A 21,075-nucleotide genomic window follows, 5' to 3' on the forward strand; every position below is an offset into this window, starting at 1 on the left:
ATTTCATTCGCCGCCGAGGCGGTGGACAGTGAGGCGCGCGCCGACGTCGCGCGCCCGGAGTGGACGATGAAGCGAAGCCGCATGGTGCTGGCGTTGATCCTGACCTACATGATCTTCGCCATGTTGCTGAACTCGGTGGGCGCGGTGATCCTGCAGGTGATGCAGGGCTTCGGCGTGGACAAGTCGGGGGCGGCCACGCTGGAAGCGTTCAAGGACCTGCCCATCGCCATCGCCTCGTTCCTGGTGGCTTCCACGCTGCCGCGGCTGGGCTATCGCCGGGCCATGATGCTCGGCCTGCTGCTGGTGGCCGCCGCATGCGCCGGGATGCCGCTCCTGCAGTCGTTCTGGGCGACCAAGCTGCTGTTCGTCACCGTCGGCGTCTGCTTCGCGCTGGTGAAGGTGTCGGTGTACTCCAGCATCGGCCTGCTCACCGGCGACGCGAAGGCGCACGCCGGCCTGACCAGTACGGTGGAAGGCTGGTTCATGGTGGGCATCCTGGGCAGCGCCTGGCTGTTCGCCGCCTTCATCAATCCCGACGCGCCGGGCGATCCGGTCTGGCTGGACGTGTACTGGGTGATCGCCGGACTCTGCCTGGGGGTCGTCGCGCTGCTGGCCAGTGCGCGCATGGACGAGACCGCCGCCCTGGATGGACACGCCCTCGGCCGCTCCTTCCTCGACATGCTGCGCCTGCTGGGCCGTCCGCTGGTGGCGGTGTTCCTGGTGTCGGCCTTCCTCTACGTGCTGATGGAACAGGCCATCAATACCTGGCTGCCCACGTTCAATCGCGAGATCCTGCACCTGCCGACCACGCTCAGCGTGCAGGCGGCCGGCATTTTCGCCGGCTCGCTGGCGCTGGGTCGGCTGGGGGGCGGCTTCCTGCTGCGGCGCGTGCGCTGGTTCCCGCTGCTGGGCGGCTGCGTGCTGGCGATGGCGTTGCTGGTGGTGCTGGCGCTGCCGCTGGCCGCCAACGTGCAGCCGCGCGCCGACCAGAGCTGGTTCAACGCACCGGCCGCGGCGTACGTGTTCCCGTTGATCGGCCTGCTGATGGCGCCGATCTATCCGACCATCAACTCTGTGGTGCTGAGCGCGCTGCCCAAGGCGCGGCATGCGGCGATGACCGGACTGATCGTGGTGTTTTCGGCCCTGGGGGGCACCACCGGCTCGTTCATTACCGGCCAGTTGTTCGCGCACTTCGACGGCGCCCTGGCGTTCTACCTGCTGCTGGTGCCGATGGCGCTGCTGCTCTGCTCGCTGGTGCTGCTCGATCGCAGCACGCGCTCGCCGGATGCCGGGCTGATCCCCGTGGGAGGCGGACGATGAGGGCGTGTCTACGCGCGCTGCGGCGCGGGCGCATCGCGTGGGTGTTGCTGGCGTTGCTGGCGGCGCCCGCGTTCGCGCGCGAGGCCGCGCCGGCCGCACCGCTGCAGTTCCGCATCACCGAAGGCCGCATCCAGAACGCCTTCTACCAGGACGGACCGGTGGCGGCGCACCTGCTGCTCAGTTCGGGCACCCGGCCGCGCGTGCTGGTGGCGTTTCCGGCAGGCAACAGTGGAGTGGGCGTGTGGTTCGAGGAAACGGCCACGCCGGTGCAGTGGACCCTGGCCGGGGTGGACGCCGATGCGTCGACGCCGGCGGGCGCCCTGCATGGCATCCGGGCGCAGACCACGGTGGATGCGGAACGCCTGGTGATCACCGACGCGGTGCTGGGGAGCGTGCGCGTGCTGCGCGACTACCAGCTGGGGCAGGGCTATCCGCCCGAGACGAAGGCGACGCCCGCGGTAACGCCGCGCGAGGTGACCTGGGAGCGTGCGCGGCTGGATGGCGCACCGGGCTACCGCATCGTGCTGGCCGTGGAGAACGGTCGCTTCGTCCGGGAAGCCGGCAGGCTCGTGCTGCGTGCCGATGTGGCCGGTGCCCCCATGAAGATCCAGGTGCGTGCGGCTACCGGCGAGACGCCGCTGACACCGTTCGCGGGCGGGGCGCTGCTCACCGACAAGGCCGCTGCGGACGTGCGCAGCCGGCAGGCGTTGCAGTTCCTGAGCTATGAAGAGAAGTTCCTGGCGGGCTCCTGGCGCTTCGATACCTACTTCGGCCGCGACACGCTGATGTCGGTGCGCCTGCTCATGCCGGTATTGCAGCCGGACGCGGTGGAGGCAGGACTGGGCGCGGTGCTGGCGCGCCTGTCCCCGGGCGGCGAGGTGGCGCATGAGGAGGACATCGGCGAATTCGCCGTGCTGCGGCATCGCAAGGAGCGCGGGACCACCGACGCCACGCCGATCTTCGACTACGGGATGATCGACGACGACTACATGCTGCCGCCGGTGGCAGCCGCGTGGCTGCTCGACGACGCCCGTGGCCGCGCCCGGGCCGAGGCCTTCCTGCAGGCGACGCAGGGCGGGGAAACGCGGGGCGCGGCGTTGGCGCGCAATCTGTTGTTCGTCGCCGGCCGGAGCACGGCGTTCGCGAAGACGCCCTCGTACGAGCACCTGATCGCCTTGAAGGACGGCAAGCCGGTGGGGCAGTGGCGCGACAGCAACGAGGGTATCGGACGCGGACGCTATCCCTACGACGTCAATGCCGTGTGGATGCCGGCGTCCCTGCGCGCGATCGGCGGCCTGCTCGACAGTGGCCTGCTGGAGCCTTACACCACGGCGCCGCAACGCGAGCAACTGCGAGCAGCGGCAACGCAGGCCACGCGCTGGGAAACCGAGGCCGGCAAGCTGTTCGCGGTCCGCCTGCCGCAGGCGCAGGCCGCCGCGCAGGTGCGCGCTTATGCCGCCGAGGTGGGCGTACCGGATACGGACGCGGTCGCCGCGCTGGGCAAGGACGGCGTGGCGTTCCCCGCGATCGCACTGGACGCGCAAGGGACGCCGGTTCCCGTGTTGCATTCCGACGAGGGCTTCCGGCTGCTGTTCGGCATGCCGGATGCCGCATCGCTCGATCGCGATGTGGCGGCGCTGATGCGGCCGTTCCCCGCCGGCCTGATGACCGACGTCGGCCTGCTGGTGGCCAATCCGGCCTACGCGGATCGCACGGTGTGGCCGCGCCTGGGCAGCAGCGCGTACCACGGCACCGTCGTGTGGGCCTGGCAGCAGGCGGTGCTGGCCGCCGGCCTGCAGCGGCAGCTGGCGCGCACCGATCTGCCGGCCGCCACGCGCGACCGCCTCCGCGAAGCGCAGCGGGCGCTGTGGCGCGCGATCCGCGGTGCCGATGCGGTGCGCACCTCCGAACTGTGGACGTGGGCCTACCGCGACGGCCGGTACCACGTCGAGCCGTTCGGTGCGCAGGGCGCGCACGAAGACGAATCCAACGCGGCGCAGCTGTGGAGCACGGTGTTCCTGGCGCTGGCGCCGCCGATGGAAACGATGGAAGGAGCGCGGCCATGATGCGGCGAGGGGCCGTGCATGCGTTCGGGTTGTGGCTGATCGTTGCCGCGGTGTCACCTGCGTGGGCCGGCGATGAATCGGCCCCGGATGCGGCCACGCTGGCATTGCCGGCGACACCGCTGCCGTTCAGCGAGTTCGCCAGCGCGCCGGCGCGCGAACGCTTCATCGCCCTGCAGGCGGAAGCGCGTGCCGGCGACCTGCCGGATCCGGGTGATCTGGCCGGACAGCGCCGCTTCTACCAGCGTTACAACGACATCCGCCTCGCCGAGGTACGCCGTGCGTATGACGCCGAAGTGCACGAGACGACGCTGGGCGGCGTGTCCGTGCACAGGGTGACGCCTCGCGGTCATCGCGCAACGAAAGGGGGCCGTGTGCTGGTCAACCTGCACGGCGGCGGTTTCATGTGGGGCGCTGGCAGCGGTGCCCTCGTCGAGGCCATCCCGGTGGCGGTGGTCGCGGGGATGCCCGTCGTCACCGTCGACTACCGGCTGGCGCCGGAGCATCCGTATCCCGCGGCGGTCGACGATGTCGAAGCCGTCTATCGCGCATTGCTGAAGGACCACCGCGCCCAGGACATCGGCCTGTACGGGTGTTCCGCCGGGGGCATGCTGGCGGCGCAGGCCGTCGCGCGCATCCTCACCCAGGGCCTTCCTGCACCGGGCGCGGTCGCCACCCTGTGCGGTACCGGCGTTCCATTCTCCGGGGATGCGCTGACGCTGGGCCAGATCGCCACCGGCGCCGCGCCGATGCGGCAAGGCGATCTGCAGCGCCTGCCCTACCTGCGCACGGCGCGCCTGGATGATCCGGTCGCCTTTCCCGGCAACGACGCCGCGTTGCTGGCGCGATTCCCGCCCACGCTGCTGATGGCGGGCAGTCGCGACTTCTCCGTCAGCTCGCTGACCACCATGCACCGTCGTTTGCTGGGCGCGGGCGTCGATGCCGACCTCGTCGTCTTCGACGGCCTGTGGCATGCGTTCCTGGTGTTCCCGGACCTGCCGGAATCGAAGGAGGCGTACACGCTGATCGCGCGCTTCTTCGACCGCCACCTGGGTGACGCACACCGCTGATCACACGCGGTGGCGTATCGTAGCGCTCCTTTCAAGGAGCGACCCATGAACGCGACCGGCGTGGCCCTGGCCCTCTTCATCGGCATGCTGCTGCCATTGCAGGCACTGATCAATGCCTCGCTGGGCCGACAGACGTTCGGTCCGGTGTTCGCGTCGCTTGCCTCCTTCATGGTCGGGACGGGCGTGCTGCTGGCATGGTGGCTGCTGACGCGGCCTGTGTTCGTGCCTGCGGCGCTGGCCAAAGTGCCATGGTGGGCGTGGACGGGCGGCGCGATCGGCGCGCTGTTCGTGGCCTCCGCCACCTTGCTGGTGCCGCGTCTGGGCGCCGCGTCGCTGATCTGCCTGGTGGTGGCCGGACAACTGGTGGGGTCCGTCGTTCTGGACCATTACGGCGTGCTGCACGCGCGACAGCCCGTCGATGCGCTCCGCATCGTCGGACTGCTGTTGGTGGTGGCGGGTGCGGTGCTGGTGGTGAAGCCCTGGCAGGCCGCGGGCGGCTGACGCATGGATGAGGTACTGACCGGTCTTCCGCCGGTGGTCGCGTCCGATTGTCGGGTGCTGGTATTGGGATCGATGCCGGGCGCGGCGTCGATCCAGGCGGGCCGCTACTACGCGCACCCGCGCAACCGCTTCTGGCCGGTGATGGCCACGCTGGCCGGCGTCGCGGCAGGAGCGACGTACGAAGAACGGCTGGTCGCGCTGCAGCGGGCCGGCATCGGCCTGTGGGACGTGATTGGCCAATGCCGGCGCGCCGGCAGCCTGGACAGCGCGATCGTGCGCGGCAGCGAGCGGCCCAATGCGCTCGTGCCCTTGATCGCCTCGTTGGGCCAACTGCGCGTGATCGCGTTCAATGGCGCCACGGCGGCCTCGCTGTTCCGCCGCCATGTCGAGCCGCAGTTGCCCCAGCTCCGCCAGCCCGTGCAGCGTATCGCGCTGCCTTCCACCAGCCCGGCGCATGCCGCGATGGGGGTGGAGGCGCTGCGGGAGGCCTGGAATGTGCTGGCGCCGTGGCGGGAGGGATCAGCCCACGGCGGGACGGGGCTGCGGGCGCAGGCGTAGCCAGACGGTCTGCGCCGCCAGCACCAGGGCCACGACGAGCGCGACGAGCGCGGCGGTATCGCTGCCGTGGAGGCGCCAGCCGGACTGCTTCACGTACACCGCCGCCAATGCCCACAGGGCGGCTGCCGCGAACGGCAGGTTGCCGCGCATGCGGTGGTTGGCCCACAGCAGCAGCACCGCGGCCGCAACGAACAGCACCAGCGTCCATGCCAGCATGGCATCGGTCGGCAGCAGCCGGTAAGCCACGATCACCTGCGCGGTGTTGAGGAAGGCGGCCATCGACAGCCAGCCCGCATGCAGCGACAGCGGCGCCCAGGCCCATGCGGTCAGGCCGGGCACTTCGCTTCGTGCCGCCGACAACCGGAGCGCGCAGGCCAGCAGGCACCCGAGCGCCGCCCAGATGACCAGCAGCGCCAGCCAGAACAGTTGCTGCGAGAACACCGGCATCCACGCCGCCGTCAGCGCGAAGCCGCCTGCGGCCCAGGGGCGGACGTGATCCAGCGGGGCCGCCCTGGATCGCTTCGAAAACGCCTGCCAGGCGCCGAAGGCGACGTCCCACAGGAAGATCAGGCCCCAGACGGCGAAGGCGTAACCCGCCGCGACGATGAGCGTGGGGTAGCGGTCCGAGAGGGCGCCATTGGTGGGACCGAATACGCCCTGCTGGGAAAACCACGACACGGCGGGCATGGCGAGCGACAACAGCAGGACAAGCCAGCGCATGGGAATCTCCTCGTACGGATGGGGGGCGATGCTAGATACGGGCCTGTGAACGCCGCATCCAGATACGCGCGGCAGGGCGCGGCGGATGAACAATGCGGGTGCGTACTGCCGGCGCAGACTCACATTGCCGCCCGACCAAAGCGATACCACTGCGCATGATGCGGGGCCCGATGTCCCGGTGGAGACAGCCGTGGGCCGAAATGGATGGTTGGCGCATGGCGCTGCTGCGGACACAATAGGGGTCCCCTTCTTCACGCCATCACCGGAGTAACGCCATGTCCGACATCAAGGAAGCCAAAGTCCCCGATATCGGCGACTACGACGGCGTGCCGGTGATCGAGATCCTGGTGGCCGTGGGCGACACGGTGAAGAAGGACCAGGGCCTGGTCACGCTGGAGTCGGACAAGGCCACGATGGAAGTCCCTTCCGCCTTCGCCGGCGTGGTGAAGGAAATCAAGGTCAAGCTGGGCGACGAGATCGCCGAAGGCGCCGTGGTGGCGCTGATCGAAGTCGGCGAAGGCGCGGCCGAGGCAGCGCCGGCCGCCGCGGCCGCCCCGACGCGGACCGCCGAAACCGGCGCGAAGGTCGAGCCGGTCGCGGTATCGCCGACCCCCGACAAGATCGCCCAGCGCGAAATCGCGCAGGAGCGCGCCGCCCCGGCCGTGGCGCCCGCGGCCTCGCGTGTACTGGACGACAAGCCGGGCATCGACCCGGAAGCCTCGCCGCCGCGCACGCCGCCGGTCGAATTCAATGCCGACCGCGTGCTGCCGGAGAAGGTCGCCTACGCCAGCCCGGCCGTGCGCCTGTTCGCGCGCGAACTGGGCGTGGACCTCAACCAGGTGACGGGCAGCGAGCGCGGTGGCCGCATCAGCAAGGAAGACGTGCAGAAGTACGTCAAGGGCGCGCTGGCCGGGGGCGTGGCCGCACCGCCCGCCGCGGCGGGCGCAACCGGCGCAGCCGGTGGCGGGCTCAACCTGCTGCCGTGGCCGAAGGTGGACTTCAGCAAGTTCGGCGAGACCGAAGTCGTCGCGCTGTCGCGCATCAAGAAGATCTCCGGCGCCAACCTGGCGCGCAACTGGGCGATGATCCCGCACGTCACCCAGCACGACCACGCCGACATCACCGACCTGGAAGCGCTGCGGGTGGCGCTGAACAAGGAAAACGAGAAGGCGGGCATCAAGCTCACCATGCTCGCCTTCCTGATGAAGGCCAGTGTTTCGGCACTGAAGAAATTCCCCGACTTCAACGCCTCGCTCGACGCCAGCGGGGAGAACCTCACGCTGAAGAAGTACTTCCACATCGGCTTCGCCGCCGACACGCCGAACGGCCTGGTCGTGCCGGTGATCCGCGACGTCGACAAGAAGGGCGTCAACGAAATCGCGCAGGAAAGCGGCGAGCTGGCCAAGAAGGCGCGCGAAGGCAAGCTGGGCCCGGCCGAGATGTCCGGCGGCTGCTTCTCGATCTCCTCGCTGGGCGGCATCGGCGGCGTGGCGTTCACGCCCATCGTCAATGCGCCGGAAGTGGCCATCCTGGGGGTGTCCAAGTCCTCGATCCAGCCGGTGTGGGACGGCAAGCAGTTCCAGCCACGCCTGATGCTGCCGCTTTCGCTGAGCTACGACCACCGCGTGATCGACGGCGCCGCCGCCGCGCGCTTCACCGCCTACCTGGCCCAGCTGCTGGCCGACATGCGCCGCGTGCTGCTCTGAACCGGGAGGCTTGAGACATGGCGAACACGATCGAAGTCAAAGTCCCCGATATCGGCGATTACAGCGATGTGCCGGTCATCGAGATCCTCGTTGCCGTGGGCGACACCGTGAAGAAGGACCAGGGCCTGGTCACGCTGGAATCGGACAAGGCCACGCTGGAAGTGCCGTCCTCGGCCGCCGGCGTGGTGAAGGAGCTCAAGGTCAAGCTGGGCGACACCCTGTCCGAAGGCAGCGTGGTGGCCGTGCTGGAAGCCGAAGGCGCCGCCGCGTCCGCGCCTGCTGCATCGGCTCCCGCGCAGCCTGCTCCCGCACCGGCCGCGCCTGCCGCGTCCGCGCCCACGACGCCGGCTGCTGCACCCGCGCCATCCGGCGGTGCCGGCCTGATCGAGGCCAAGGTGCCCGACATCGGCGACTACGACGGCGTGCCGGTCATCGAGATCCTGGTGGCCGTCGGCGACACGGTGAAGAAGGACCAGGGCCTGGTGACGCTGGAATCGGACAAGGCGACGATGGAAGTGCCGTCGCCCGCCGCCGGCGTCATCAAGGAAATCAAGGTCAAGCTCGGCGACGAGCTGGCCGAGGGCAGCCTGGTGGCGATCATCGAAGGCGAGGGTGCCGCGGCATCGGTGCCCACGAAGCCCGCACCGGTCACGCCCTCGCCGGCGGCTCCGGCGGCCCCCGCGACCTCGGCCCCCAAGCCGGCGCTGGGTACCGGCAGGCCGGCCGACATCGAATGCCGCATCGTCGTGCTCGGCTCCGGTCCGGGCGGCTACACCGCGGCGTTCCGCGCGGCCGACCTTGGCCTGGATACCGTCCTCATCGAGCGTTACGACACCCTGGGCGGCGTCTGCCTCAACGTGGGCTGCATCCCGTCGAAGGCGTTGTTGCACGCGGCGGCGCTGATCGAGGAAGCCGCGCATTCCGACGACATCGGCATCAGCTTCGGCAAGCCGAAGATCGACCTGGACAAGCTGCGCGGCTTCAAGCAGGACAAGGTGGTCGGCCAGTTCACCAAGGGCCTGGCCGGCATGGCCAAGCAGCGCAAGGTCCGCACGGTGACCGGCGTGGCGAAGTTCGTCTCGCCGAACGAGCTGGAAATCGCCGGCGGCGACGGCACGACCCAGCTGCTGCGTTTCGAGCAGTGCATCATCGCCGCCGGATCGCAGGCGGTGAAGCTGCCGAACTTCCCCTGGGACGACCCGCGCGTGATGGATTCCACCGACGCGCTGCAGCTGGCCGAGGTGCCGAAGAAGCTGCTCGTCGTCGGCGGCGGCATCATCGGCCTGGAAATGGCGACCGTGTACCGCGCGCTGGGCGCCGAAGTCACCGTGGTCGAGTTCATGGACCAGCTGATGCCGGGTGCCGACAAGGACCTGGTGAAGCCGCTGGCCGACCGTCTGAAGAAGCAGGGCGTCATCGTCCACCTCAGGACCAAGGCCGCCAAGGTCGAGGCGTCGAAGAAGGGCATCACCGTGCACTTCGACAGCGCCACCGAAGGCCAGAAGCCGGAACTGGAAGCGGGCACGTGGGACCGCGTGCTGGTCGCGGTGGGCCGTTCGCCCAATGGCGGCAAGCTGGATGCCGACAAGGCCGGCGTCGCCGTCACCGAGCGCGGCTTCATCCCGGTGGACGCGCAGATGCGCACCAACGTGCCGCACATCTTCGCCATCGGCGACCTGGTGGGCCAGCCGATGCTGGCGCACAAGGCCACGCACGAAGGCAAGCTGGCCGCGGAAGTCGCCGCCGGCGAGAAGAAGGAGTGGGTGGCACGGGTGATCCCGTCGGTGGCCTACACCGATCCGGAAATCGCCTGGGTCGGCGTGACCGAGACCGAAGCCAAGGCCAAGGGGCTGAAGATCGGCGTGGGCAAGTTCCCATGGGTGGCTTCGGCGCGCGCGGTGGGCATCGGCCGCGGCGAGGGCTTCACCAAGCTGATCTTCGACGAGCACACCCACCGCATCATCGGCGCCGGCATCGTCGGCGTGCATGCGGGCGACCTGATCAGCGAACTGGCGCTGGCCATCGAGATGGGCGCGGAGGCCGGCGACATCGGCGCGACCATCCACCCGCACCCGACGCTCGGCGAGACGGTGGCGATGGCGGCCGAAGTGTACGAAGGCACCATCACCGACCTGTACATCCCGAAGAAGAAATAAGCCGCTCGGGCGGTAGCAACCGGAAGGCCACGCGGATGCGTGGCCTTCTTGCATGGGGCGGGTCGCGGGTCAGGCGGGCAACGCGGTCGCCCGCGCGGCGCGCCTGGCCTCGATCCGCTTCCAGACCTTCTCGTGGAAGTGGAACACCACGGTGTTGGTCGCCGGCTCGACCAGCGCCAGCATGCCGCCCACCAGCAGGCTGCCGGTGAACAGGTAGCCCAAGGTGAAGGCCACCGAGAAGTGCAGGATCGCGAAGCTCAGGGTCTTGTTCACGAGGGGCCTCCAGATGAGAACTGATCTCATTATGGGGTCGGGGAGCCGCCAGTCCAATGAAACGATCCGCTCGGACCGATAGCTGTTGCCTATTGCCGGCTCAGAACGCCAGCGTCACGCCGGCCACCGGCCCCTTGAAGCGCTGGTCCAGGCCCAGCAGGCCGTCGCTGCCGGCCCGCTCGACCTCCAGCTTGAACCAGTCGTAGCCCACGAACGCACCGAACGTGTCGGTGAAGCGGTATTCCACCAGGGCGTTGGCGCGGGTGATGCTGCCGTCGTAGTCGCCGAAATCGCCCCATCCGGCATCCAGATACTGGCCCTGCAGGCTCAGCAGCCACGCGTCGGACGGACGCGTGGTGAAGCGCACGCCAACCACCGGCGCATAGCCGGTCTCGCTGCGGCTGTCGCGGTAGCTGTCCTCGCCCGCCTCGGCGTACACGCTGCCCTTGAGCTTGGCCCACTCGGCCCCGAGTTGCAGGCCGATGCTCGAACGCTCGGTCTCCACCACCGCGAAGTCGTACATCAGGCTGGCCAGCTGAAACTCGACCTCGCCCTTGGCGAAGCTGCCGGCGGGGATGGTCACGTCATCGTAGGACAGGTCTTCGCTCAGCGTGGCGCGCTGCGACTTGTCGTACTGGAAGTAATCGAAGATCAACCGGTGGCGCTCGCCCATGCGGAACACCCCGTCCACCCGCGGCACCCATTCCTTGCTGCCGAAGTCGAAATCCTCGGCGAATGCCAGCTCGCTGTCCTCGAAGACCGTGCTGCCGCGAAGCTCGCCCTGTGCGTCGACATTCATGGCGCCCAGGCGCAGCGTGAAGCGGTCGTCGGTGTCGGCGGCGTGCGCGGTGGAAGCGGCGAGCAACAGCGACAGGCAGCAGAAAAGGGGGGCGCGGCAACGGCGCGGGCGTGCGGGGGTCATCATGGCTCCATGCGAAACGGGGGGGAGCCATCACCCTGGCGGCGCCAGGGTCGACAACGGGTGAATTGGCTGAACCAGGCTGGCCGATCGGCGGGAAAGCCCCGGAAAAGGCGAAGCCCCGGGGGCAGCCGGGGCTTCGGAGAGGCCTGCAACGGAGCATCGGACGAGGAAGTTGAGCAGCAGGCCTACAGGGACTGACAGGCCCGATTTTCCAAAGTTCCGGAAAACCCGGAAGAAAATTCTGAACAGGGGAAACGGTTACATGCAGGCCGCACAAGGCTTGCTGGCGGATCGGGCGGTGGCGGCCCCGCACTTCGACCTTTGGCGGTTGTCCCTGAAATTGTCCCGCTGCTATACTTTTGCGGCTCGGCGAGGCGCTTTACTGCCTTGTACCCCGCCAATTCCGTAGGGCTTTCGTGTGCTGAATTCCGTCGCTGCGGGCCGGCGGCTGGTGTTGCGCGCCGCCGTCTGGCAGACAGCGGCGGTGCTGCTGGTCGCGCTGCTGTTCCTGCTCCGGGGCGTGCCCCAGGCGGTCGCGGCGGCCGTCGGAGGGCTGGCGATCGTGGCCGGCGCGCTGCTGGCGGCCTGGTTGGCCTTCGGCGGTGGCGTGTTGGGGGCCGTCTCGGCGGTCCTGAGGCTGGTCGGCGGGATGGTGGTGAAGTGGGTCGTGGTGATCGGCGTGCTGGTGATCGGCGCGGGGCTGTACAAGCTGCCTCCGCTGCCCCTCCTGGCAGGCGTGGTCGCCGGACTGGTGGCACAGATGCTGGTTGCGGTTGGCAAGCAGCGATAAACCCAATCTAGACGAAAGGTTTCCGACACATGGCGGGCGAGGCGCTTACTCCCACCACCTACATCCAGCACCACCTGAAGAACCTCACGGCCCAGGTGGGTGGCGACGGTCCTTTCTGGACGATCAACGTCGACACCTTCGTGACGGCCGTGCTGATGGGGCTGCTGATCGTGTTCGCCTTCTGGCTGGCCACCCGCAAGGCCACGGCCGGGGTGCCGGGCAAGTGGCAGGCCTTCGTCGAGATCCTGCTGGAGTTCGTCGACAAGCAGGCCCGCGACACCTACCACGGGACCAGCAAGCTGGTGACGCCCATCGCGATCACCATCTTCTTCTGGATCCTGATGATGAACCTGCTGAAGATGATACCGGCGGACTTCATCGCCAAGCCGCTGGAACTGCTGGGCGTGCACTACTGGAAGCCGGTCCCCACCGCCGACGTCAACGCCACCCTGGGCATGTCGATCAGCGTGTTCTTCCTGATGATCGTCTTCGCGCTGCGCTCCAAGGGCCTGGGCGGATTCACCCACGAATTCCTGACCGCGCCGTTCGGCAAGTGGATGATGCCGTTCAACCTGATCCTCAACATCGTCGAATGGGTCAGCAAGCCCATCTCCCTGGCGATGCGACTGTTCGGCAACATGTTCGGCGGCGAGATCGTCTTCCTGCTGATCTGGGTGCTGGGCGGCGCCGGCATCCTCGGCATGCTCGGCGGTGCGACGTTCGGCCTGGGCTGGATGCTGTTCCACCTGCTGGTCATCCCGCTGCAGGCGTTCATCTTCATGATGCTGTCGATCGTCTACCTCAGCTTGTCGGAAGACAGCCACTAACGTTTCCGCTTCACCGTTCCCTTCGTACCATCCACCTTTCAAGCACTTAGTTCCGGAGATCACCATGGAAAGCATCCTCACCAACCTCGCCCAGGTCCAGGCTTCGACCGCCCTCGCCATCGGCATCATGATCGGCCTGGCCGCGCTGGGCGCCGGTCTGGGTCTGGCCATCATGGCCGGCAAGTTCCTGGAATCGGCTGCCCGCCAGCCGGAACTGATCCCGGTCCTGCAGGTGCGTATGTTCATCACCGCCGGCCTGATCGACGCCGCGTTCATCATCTCGGTCGCCGTCGGCCTGCTGTTCGCCTTCGCCAGCCCGTTCATCACGATCTTCACCGAGCAGCTGGCCAAGCTGGCGGGCTGATCCGTCGCGTGCACGCCTGACCTCGGGCGTCCGCCCGCGGTCAGTCACCAGGCGTAGCTGGGCCGGCGCGATGTGCGCGGGCCCTTCATCACCGGCAGGTTTACGATGAATATCAATCTCACTCTGTTCGCCCAGGCGCTGGCCTTCGCCGGCCTGATCTGGATCATTGCGACCAAAATCTGGCCGCCGCTGCTGGCTGCCATCGAAGAGCGCCAGCAGAAGATCGCTGAAGGTCTTGCTGCCGCCGACCGCAGCCAGAAGGACCTGGCGCAGGCGCAGGAAAAGGTCAACGAAGCGTTGAAGGAAGCCCGCGTCAAGGCCAACGAGATCATCGACCAGGCCCACGCGCGCGCCAACCAGATCGTCGACGCGGCGAAGAACGAAGCCATCGCCGAAGCCAACCGCCAGAAGGAACTGGCCCAGGCCGAGATCGAGGCCGCCGCCACGCGTGCCCGCGAGGACCTGCGCAAGCAGGTGTCCGCGCTGGCCGTCAGCGGTGCCGAGAAGCTGCTCAAGCGCGAGATCGACGCCAACGCCCACAAGGCGCTGCTCGACGAACTCGCGGCCGAAATCTGATCCGGACGAGCTGACCGATGAGCCAGGCCCTGACCGTCGCCCGACCCTACGCCCGCGCCGCCTTCGCGACGGCGCGCGACGAAGGCAACTTCGCCGCCTGGTCGCAGGCGCTGGGTTTCGCCGCGCATGTCGCGGCGGACCCGCGCGTGGCCGCGCTGCTGCCCAATCCGCAGCTGCTGCACGCCGATGCGGTGACGCTGCTGTCGCCGGAAGGCGCCAGCGAGGCGTTCACCCGCTTCCTCGGCATCCTCGCCGACGCGCGCCGCCTGCCGCAGCTGCCGGAAATCGCCGGCCTGTTCGAGGAGCTGCGCGCCGAAGCCGAGCACGTCGTCAAGGCGAAGGTGACCTCCGCCACGGCGATGCCGGACGGTGAGCTGGAGGTGATCAAGGCAGCGTTGAAGAAGCGCTTCGGCCGCGAGGTCGAGGTCGAAACGGCCATCGATGCGTCGCTGATCGGCGGCGCCGTGATCGATGCCGGCAGCGTGGTGATCGACGGCTCGCTGAAAGGCAAGCTGGCGCGCCTGCAGTCGGCGCTGACGCACTGAATTCCCATTGAACCGCCGCGCGCGAGCCGGCACACAGGACTTACCCATGGCTACCACGCTCAACCCCTCTGAAATCAGCGACCTGATCAAGACCCGCATCGAGAAGGTCAAGCTGGCCGCGGAGTCGCGCAACGAAGGCACGGTCACCAGCGTGTCCGACGGCATCGTGCGCATCTTCGGCCTGGCCGACGTCATGCAGGGCGAAATGATCGAGCTGCCGAACAACACCTACGCGCTGGCGCTTAACCTGGAGCGCGACTCGGTGGGTGCCGTGGTCCTGGGCGACTACGAGCACCTGCGCGAAGGCGACGTGGCCAAGACCACCGGCCGCATCCTGGAAGTGCCGGTCGGTCCGGAGATGCTCGGCCGCGTCGTGAACGCGCTGGGCGAGCCGATCGACGGCAAGGGCCCGCTGGGCACCTCGCTGACCGCGCCGGTGGAGCGCGTGGCCCCGGGCGTGATCTGGCGCAAGTCGGTCGACCAGCCGGTGCAGACCGGTTACAAGTCGGTCGACGCGATGATCCCGATCGGCCGCGGCCAGCGCGAGCTGATCATCGGCGACCGCCAGACCGGCAAGACCGCGATGGCCATCGACGCGGTGATCAACCAGAAGGGCACCGGCATCAAGTGCGTGTACGTCGCGATCGGCCAGAAGGCCTCGACCGTGGCCAACATCGTGCGCAAGCTGGAAGAGAACGGCGCGCTGGCCCACACCGTGGTCGTCGCCGCCACCGCCTCCGAGTCGGCCGCCATGCAGTACATCAGCGCCTACTCCGGCTGCACCATGGGCGAGTACTTCATGGACCGCGGCCAGGACGCCCTGATCGTGTACGACGACCTGTCCAAGCAGGCCGTGGCCTACCGCCAGATCTCGCTGCTGCTGAAGCGTCCGCCGGGCCGCGAAGCCTACCCGGGCGACGTGTTCTACCTGCATTCCCGCCTGCTCGAGCGCGCCGCGCGCGTGTCCGAGGAGTACGTTGAGAAGTTCACCGAAGGCAAGGTCACCGGCAAGACCGGTTCGCTGACCGCGCTGCCGATCATCGAGACGCAGGCCGGCGACGTGTCCGCGTTCGTGCCGACCAACGTCATCTCGATCACCGACGGCCAGATCTTCCTGGAAACCGACCTGTTCAACGCCGGCATCCGCCCGGCCGTGAACGCCGGCATCTCGGTGTCGCGCGTTGGTGGCGCCGCCCAGACCAAGATCATCAAGAAGTTGTCCGGCGGCATCCGCATCTCGCTCGCCCAGTACCGCGAGCTGGCCGCGTTCGCGCAGTTCGCCTCGGACCTGGACGAAGCCACCCGCAAGCAGCTGGAGCGCGGCCAGCGCGTCACCGAGCTGATGAAGCAGAAGCAGTACGCACCGATGTCCATCGCCCTGCAGGCGCTGTCCATCTATGCCGTCAACGAGGGTTACCTGGACGACGTGCCGGTCGGCAAGATCCTGGCGTTCGAAGAAGCGCTGCATGCGCACTTCACCAACACCCAGGGCGCGCTGGTCGACACGATCAACAGCACCGGCAACTGGAACGACGAGATCGAAGGCGCCTTCAAGAAGGGCATCGCCGAGTTCAAGCAGACCGGTACCTGGTAAGAGCCGGGATTTGGGAGTCGGGAATAGGGAATCGTAGAAGCGGGAACACGTCGGTTCGGCCGAATCCCCATTCTCCATTCCCCATTCCCCCAGCGAGCACAGCGAGCGAGTAGACATGGCAGGCGGACGCGAAATCAAAACCAAGATCAAGAGCGTGCAGAACACCCGCAAGGTGACGCGCGCGCTCGAGATGGTCTCGGCCTCCAAGATCCGCAAGGCGCAGGACCGCATGAAGACCTCGCGCCCGTACGCGCGCGCGATGAAGCAGGTGATCGGCCACCTGGCGCAGGCCAATACCGATTACCAGCATCCCTTCATGGTGGAGCGCAAGGACGTCAAGCGCGTCGGCTTCATCATCGTGTCGTCCGACCGCGGCCTGGCCGGCGGCCTGAACAACAACCTGTTCCGCAAGATGCTGGGCGAGATCCGCCAGTGGAACGAGAAGGGCGTCGAGGTCGACGTGGTCACCATCGGCCAGAAGGCCTCGGTGTACTTCCGCCGGGTCAAGGTCAACATGCTGGCCAGCGTGTCCCACCTGGGCGACACGCCCAAGCTGGACCAGCTGATCGGCGTGATCAAGGTGATGCTGGACGCCTACACCGAGGCCAGCCTGGACCGCGTGTTCGTCGTCTACAACGACTTCGTCAACACCATGACCCAGCGCGCCGCATTCGACCAGTTGCTGCCGCTGCCCGCCGCCGAAACGCAGGTCGCCCGCCACGACTGGGACTACATCTACGAACCCGATGCCGCGACCGTGCTCGACCACGTGATCACGCGCTACATCGAGTCGCTGGTGTACCAGGCCGTGCTGGAGAACATCGCCTCCGAACATGCGGCGCGCATGGTGGCCATGAAGGCCGCCAGCGACAACGCCAGCAAGCTCATCGGCACCCTGCAGCTGGTCTACAACAAGGCCCGCCAGGCGGCGATCACCCAGGAAATCTCGGAAATCGTCGGCGGCGCGGCCGCTGTGTAGCCGGGAATGGAGAATCGGGAATAGGGAATAGTCAAAGCCAACGGCTGCTGATCTTCCCGCTCCCCATTCTCGATTCCCCATTCCCGACAAAGAATCGAACAGACATTAGTGGAGTTACCCAAATGAGTCAGGGCAAGATCGTTCAGATCATCGGTGCGGTGGTTGACGTCGAATTCCCGCGCCACGAAGTGCCGAAGGTGTACGACGCGCTGAAGGTGCAGAACACCGACATCACGCTGGAAGTGCAGCAGCAGCTCGGCGACGGCGTCGTGCGCACCATCGCCCTCGGTTCCACCGACGGCCTGAAGCGCAACCTGGTTGCCGTGAACACCGACAAGGCCATCTCGGTGCCGGTCGGCGCGGGCACGCTGGGCCGCATCATGGACGTGCTGGGCAATCCGATCGACGAGGCCGGCCCGGTGCAGGCCTCCGACCATTGGGAAATCCACCGTGCGGCCCCGTCGTACGAAGACCAGTCCTCGGCCACCGACCTGCTGGAAACCGGCATCAAGGTCATCGACCTGATGTGCCCGTTCGCCAAGGGCGGCAAGGTCGGCCTGTTCGGCGGCGCCGGCGTGGGCAAGACCGTCAACATGATGGAACTGATCAACAACATCGCCAAGGCGCACTCGGGTCTGTCCGTGTTCGCCGGCGTGGGCGAGCGTACCCGCGAGGGCAACGACTTCTACCACGAGATGAAGGACTCCAACGTCCTGGACAAGGTGGCGATGGTGTACGGCCAGATGAACGAGCCGCCGGGCAACCGCCTGCGCGTCGCGCTGACCGGCCTGACCATGGCCGAGTACTTCCGCGACGAGAAGGACGCCTCCGGCAAGGGCAAGGACGTGCTGCTGTTCGTCGACAACATCTACCGCTACACGCTGGCCGGTACCGAAGTGTCGGCGCTGCTGGGCCGCATGCCGTCGGCCGTGGGTTACCAGCCGACGCTGGCCGAGGAAATGGGCGTGCTGCAGGAGCGCATCACCTCGACCAAGACCGGTTCGATCACCTCGATCCAGGCCGTGTACGTGCCCGCGGACGACCTGACCGACCCCTCGCCGGCCACCACGTTCGCCCACCTGGACGCGACCGTCGTGCTGTCGCGTAACATCGCCTCGCTGGGCATCTACCCGGCCGTGGACCCGCTGGACTCGACCAGCCGCCAGCTGGATCCGAACGTCATCGGCCACGAGCACTACGACACCGCGCGCCGCGTGCAGGCCACCCTGCAGAAGTACAAGGAACTGAAGGACATCATCGCCATCCTCGGCATGGACGAGCTGTCCGAAGAGGACAAGCAGGCCGTGTCGCGCGCGCGCAAGATCGAGCGCTTCTTCAGCCAGCCGTTCCACGTGGCGGAAGTGTTCACCGGTTCGCCGGGCAAGTACGTCTCGCTGAAGGACACCATCCGCGGCTTCAAGGCGATCGTCGACGGCGAGTACGACCACCTGCCGGAGCAGGCGTTCTACATGGTCGGCGGCATCGAAGAAGCGGTCGAGAAGGCCAAGAAGATGGCCGAGAAGGCGTAAGAGCGAGTAATGAGGGTGGAGAAGTGAGGAGTGAGTAGACGCACTCCGCTCACTTCCCGCTCCTCTCCACTCACTCCTCCTACCGCACGAACAGGCAAGACAGACCCATGACCACCACCATCCGTTGCGACATCGTCAGCGCCGAGCAGGAGATCTTCCACGGTGAAGCCACCCTGGTGGTCGCCACCGGCGAACTGGGCGAGCTGGGCATCGCGCCGAAGCACGCGCCGCTGATCACCCGCCTGAAGCCGGGCAAGGTGGTGGTGACGCTGGCCAGCGGCGAACAGCTGGACTTCGCCATTTCCGGCGGCATCCTCGAGGTGCAGCCGCAGGTCGTCACCGTGCTGGCCGACACCGCCGTGCGTGCGTCGGACATCGACGAGGCGCAGGTGCGCAAGGCCAAGGAAGAAGCCGAGCGCGTGCTGGCGCACAAGGATCCGAAGATGAGCGTGGAGGAAGCCCAGGCCCAGCTGGCCATGAGCATCGCCCAGCTCAGCGCGCTGGAGCGCCTGCGCAAGAACCTCAAGCACTGAGTTCCGCGCACATGCCACATCGGAAACGCCGGCCTCGCGCCGGCGTTTTCGTTTCACATGTCGCCCCTGTAGGAGCGCCCTCGGGCGCGATGCCTTATAGACCCTAGCGATAGACCACGTGCCGCCAGAGGAAGAAGGCCGCCACGGCGAGCACGCCTTCGACCAGCGGCTTGGCCAGCCAGGCCAGCTCCAGCCCCAGGACGCGGCTGATTGCGCTGACCGCCAGCGTGCTCAGCACGGTCAGCGGAATCCAGAGCGCCAGGAACCGGCCCAGTCGCCCCCACCCGAGGCGCGCCTGGCCGCCTTGGGCGAACGTCACCCGCCCATTGAGCCAGAAACCGAGCAGGGCACCGGCCACGCGGCCGGCGATGTTGCCCGGTGCGGCCGGCATGCCCAGTGCCGTCAGCCCCACGAATACCAGCCAGTCCAGCAGCAGCTGCAGCAGTCCGACCAGGAGGAAGCTGCCGCCCTGGCGGGCCAGCGTGTGGCGGGGGGATGGCGTCATCCCTGCATGTTACCCGCCGGTGCGCGCCGCCGTGGCAGGGTTCGCGCGTGGAATGCGTTCCGGAAGGGACTTGTTACCATGCGGTGTCATCGCGACACGCACTCATCAGGGAAGTCCACATGAAGCCACTGCACGTCGTCATCCTCGCCGCCGGTGAAGGCAAGCGCATGAAGTCCGCCTTGCCCAAGGTGCTGCAGCCCATCGCCGGGCGGCCGATGCTGGCCCACGTGATCGAGGCGGCGCGCGCGTTGTCGCCGGCGGGCGTGCATGTGGTCTACGGGCACGGTGGCGACCAGGTGCAGGCGGCCTTCGCCGACCAGGCGGACCTGCACTGGGCGCACCAGGCGCAGCAGCTGGGCACGGGCCACGCGGTCATGCAGGCGATGCCGGACGTACCGGATGGCGCGCGCGTGCTGGTGCTCTACGGCGATGTTCCGCTGACCCGCAGCGAAACGCTGCAACGCCTGCTGGACGCGCCGGGCCGCGTGGCGGTGCTGGTCGCCGAACCCGCGGATCCCTCCGGCTACGGGCGCATCGTGCGCGATGAGGCCGGCCGCGTGGCCGCCATCGTCGAGCACAAGGACGCCGACGAGGAGCAGCGCCGCATCCGCACCATCAACACCGGCATCATCGCCGCCGATGGCAGCGCCCTGAAGGGCTGGCTCTCGCGTCTTTCCAATGCGAACGCGCAGGGCGAGTACTACCTGACCGATATCTTCGCGATGGCGGCCGAGGAGTTCACCCCGGCGGAAATGGTGCTGGTCGGCGAACCCATCGAGGCCGAGGGCGCCAACGACCCCTGGCAGCTCTCGCAACTCGAGCGCGCCTACCAGCTGCGCGCGGCGCGCGCGCTGTGCGTGCAGGGGGCGCGGCTGGTGGACCCGGCACGCTTCGACCAGCGCGGCACGGTCAGCGTGGGCCGCGACGTCCAGATCGATGTCGACGTGGTGCTGGAAGGCAGGGTTGAACTGGGCGACGGCGTGACCATCGGTCCGTTCACGCGCCTGAAGGACGTGACCCTCGCCGCCGGCACGCAGGTGCGCGCGCATTGCGACCTGGAAGGCGTCGCCAGCGAAGGCGCGGCGCTGATCGGTCCTTACGCGCGCCTGCGCCCGGGCACCGTGCTGGCCGATGGCGTGCACGTGGGCAACTTCGTCGAGACCAAGAACGCCCGCATCGGCACGGGCAGCAAGGCGAACCATCTGACATACCTGGGCGATGCCGTCATCGGCACCGGCACCAACATCGGCGCCGGCACCATCACCTGCAACTACGACGGTGTGAACAAGTCCACCACGACGATCGGCGACCGCGTGTTCGTCGGTTCGAACTCGTCGCTGGTCGCGCCGGTGACGCTGGCCGATGGCGCGACGATCGGCGCGGGCTCGGTGATCTCGAAGAACGCGCCGGCCGACAAGCTGACGGTGGCGCGTGCGCGTCAGATGACGGTCGAGGGCTGGCAGCGGCCGGTGAAGAAGCCGAAGTGACGCAGGGTCGAGCGTGCTCGGCTTAGGGTGCAGCGCGGTGATGCCGCCGCCCCGCCT

Annotated in this window: 21 protein-coding genes; 17 read left to right on the forward strand and 4 right to left on the reverse strand. The window is 68.0% G+C overall.

All coding sequences use genetic code 11. The features are described from left to right. Positions 1–66: 66 nt before the first annotated feature. From MUU77_RS02010 to MUU77_RS02030, 5 genes are read left to right on the forward strand one after another with little or no spacing between them, the layout of a single operon-like run. Complete coding sequence (locus MUU77_RS02010; protein WP_245091030.1) at positions 67–1,320, forward strand: MFS transporter; 1,254 nt, start codon at positions 67–69, stop codon at positions 1,318–1,320. Further along, positions 1,317–3,386 (forward strand): hypothetical protein, encoded by a 2,070-nt coding sequence (locus MUU77_RS02015; protein WP_245091032.1) that lies wholly within the window; start codon positions 1,317–1,319, stop codon positions 3,384–3,386. Before MUU77_RS02010 ends, MUU77_RS02015 begins: the two co-directional genes overlap by 4 nt. After that, positions 3,383–4,453, forward strand: a complete 1,071-nt coding sequence (locus MUU77_RS02020; protein WP_245091041.1) for an alpha/beta hydrolase — start codon at positions 3,383–3,385, stop codon at positions 4,451–4,453. The genes MUU77_RS02015 and MUU77_RS02020 overlap by 4 nt, the downstream gene beginning before the upstream one ends. 45 nt (positions 4,454–4,498) lie before the next feature. After that, positions 4,499–4,954 carry a DMT family transporter gene (locus MUU77_RS02025; protein ID WP_245091042.1) on the forward strand — a complete coding sequence of 152 codons (456 nt, stop codon included), beginning with the start codon at positions 4,499–4,501 and terminating at the stop codon, positions 4,952–4,954. 3 nt (positions 4,955–4,957) lie between these two features. Continuing rightward, positions 4,958–5,512, forward strand: coding sequence for a DNA-deoxyinosine glycosylase (locus MUU77_RS02030; protein ID WP_245091051.1), 555 nt, complete (start codon positions 4,958–4,960; stop codon positions 5,510–5,512). Here MUU77_RS02030 and MUU77_RS02035 read toward each other — a convergent pair. Beyond that, positions 5,474–6,232 carry a hypothetical protein gene (locus MUU77_RS02035; RefSeq protein WP_245091052.1) on the reverse strand — a complete coding sequence of 253 codons (759 nt, stop codon included), beginning with the start codon at positions 6,230–6,232 and terminating at the stop codon, positions 5,474–5,476. The two genes, MUU77_RS02030 and MUU77_RS02035, sit on opposite strands and share 39 nt — an antisense overlap. 275 nt (positions 6,233–6,507) lie before the next feature. Between MUU77_RS02035 and MUU77_RS02040 the strand changes: the two genes are divergently transcribed. Together MUU77_RS02040 and lpdA are read left to right on the forward strand one after the other, a co-directional pair. Continuing rightward, positions 6,508–7,938, forward strand: a complete 1,431-nt coding sequence (locus tag MUU77_RS02040; RefSeq protein WP_245091053.1) for a dihydrolipoyllysine-residue acetyltransferase — start codon at positions 6,508–6,510, stop codon at positions 7,936–7,938. Positions 7,939–7,955: 17 nt separating this feature from the next. After that, on the forward strand, positions 7,956–10,094 hold the full coding sequence (lpdA, locus tag MUU77_RS02045) for a dihydrolipoyl dehydrogenase (protein WP_245091054.1): 2,139 nt from the start codon (positions 7,956–7,958) through the stop codon (positions 10,092–10,094). A gap of 69 nt (positions 10,095–10,163) precedes the next feature. On the opposite strand, the gene MUU77_RS02050 is transcribed toward lpdA, so the two are convergent. After that, positions 10,164–10,367 carry a DUF2061 domain-containing protein gene (locus MUU77_RS02050; protein WP_162108285.1) on the reverse strand — a complete coding sequence of 68 codons (204 nt, stop codon included), beginning with the start codon at positions 10,365–10,367 and terminating at the stop codon, positions 10,164–10,166. A gap of 100 nt (positions 10,368–10,467) precedes the next feature. Then, positions 10,468–11,166 (reverse strand): hypothetical protein, encoded by a 699-nt coding sequence (locus tag MUU77_RS02055; RefSeq protein ID WP_245094153.1) that lies wholly within the window; start codon positions 11,164–11,166, stop codon positions 10,468–10,470. Positions 11,167–11,707: 541 nt separating this feature from the next. On the opposite strand from MUU77_RS02055, the gene MUU77_RS02060 reads away from it, so the two are divergent. From MUU77_RS02060 to MUU77_RS02100, 9 genes are all read left to right on the forward strand, one after another. Further along, a complete protein-coding gene (locus MUU77_RS02060; RefSeq protein WP_245091055.1) occupies positions 11,708–12,079 on the forward strand; it encodes a hypothetical protein in 372 nt (123 codons plus the stop codon). Positions 12,080–12,108: 29 nt separating this feature from the next. After that, positions 12,109–12,906 carry a F0F1 ATP synthase subunit A gene (gene atpB / locus MUU77_RS02065; RefSeq protein ID WP_245091056.1) on the forward strand — a complete coding sequence of 266 codons (798 nt, stop codon included), beginning with the start codon at positions 12,109–12,111 and terminating at the stop codon, positions 12,904–12,906. Between the two features lie 64 nt (positions 12,907–12,970). Beyond that, positions 12,971–13,270 (forward strand): F0F1 ATP synthase subunit C, encoded by a 300-nt coding sequence (atpE, locus tag MUU77_RS02070; RefSeq protein ID WP_055939490.1) that lies wholly within the window; start codon positions 12,971–12,973, stop codon positions 13,268–13,270. Between the two features lie 105 nt (positions 13,271–13,375). Then, a complete protein-coding gene (locus MUU77_RS02075; protein WP_185894407.1) occupies positions 13,376–13,846 on the forward strand; it encodes a F0F1 ATP synthase subunit B in 471 nt (156 codons plus the stop codon). 17 nt (positions 13,847–13,863) lie between these two features. After that, positions 13,864–14,391: a F0F1 ATP synthase subunit delta gene (locus MUU77_RS02080; RefSeq protein WP_245091058.1), complete on the forward strand. Its 528-nt coding sequence runs from the start codon at positions 13,864–13,866 to the stop codon at positions 14,389–14,391. A gap of 46 nt (positions 14,392–14,437) precedes the next feature. Then, the gene (gene atpA / locus MUU77_RS02085; RefSeq protein WP_162108280.1) at positions 14,438–15,985 is read left to right on the forward strand and encodes a F0F1 ATP synthase subunit alpha; all 1,548 of its coding nucleotides are present in this window, start codon (positions 14,438–14,440) and stop codon (positions 15,983–15,985) included. A 115-nt stretch (positions 15,986–16,100) separates the two neighbouring features. After that, complete coding sequence (atpG, locus tag MUU77_RS02090; RefSeq protein WP_185894406.1) at positions 16,101–16,964, forward strand: F0F1 ATP synthase subunit gamma; 864 nt, start codon at positions 16,101–16,103, stop codon at positions 16,962–16,964. Positions 16,965–17,086: 122 nt separating this feature from the next. Further along, on the forward strand, positions 17,087–18,493 hold the full coding sequence (atpD, locus tag MUU77_RS02095) for a F0F1 ATP synthase subunit beta (RefSeq protein ID WP_245091060.1): 1,407 nt from the start codon (positions 17,087–17,089) through the stop codon (positions 18,491–18,493). 107 nt (positions 18,494–18,600) lie between these two features. Further along, a complete protein-coding gene (locus MUU77_RS02100; protein ID WP_245091062.1) occupies positions 18,601–19,026 on the forward strand; it encodes a F0F1 ATP synthase subunit epsilon in 426 nt (141 codons plus the stop codon). A 103-nt stretch (positions 19,027–19,129) separates the two neighbouring features. On the opposite strand, the gene MUU77_RS02105 is transcribed toward MUU77_RS02100, so the two are convergent. Continuing rightward, positions 19,130–19,531 carry a GtrA family protein gene (locus tag MUU77_RS02105; protein ID WP_245091070.1) on the reverse strand — a complete coding sequence of 134 codons (402 nt, stop codon included), beginning with the start codon at positions 19,529–19,531 and terminating at the stop codon, positions 19,130–19,132. 119 nt (positions 19,532–19,650) lie between these two features. Between MUU77_RS02105 and glmU the strand changes: the two genes are divergently transcribed. Next, a complete protein-coding gene (glmU, locus tag MUU77_RS02110) occupies positions 19,651–21,018 on the forward strand; it encodes a bifunctional UDP-N-acetylglucosamine diphosphorylase/glucosamine-1-phosphate N-acetyltransferase GlmU (RefSeq protein WP_245091072.1) in 1,368 nt (455 codons plus the stop codon). The last annotated feature ends 57 nt before the right edge of the window (positions 21,019–21,075 follow it).

This window comes from Pseudoxanthomonas sp. F37 (assembly GCF_022965755.1).
Lineage (GTDB): Bacteria > Pseudomonadota > Gammaproteobacteria > Xanthomonadales > Xanthomonadaceae > Pseudoxanthomonas_A.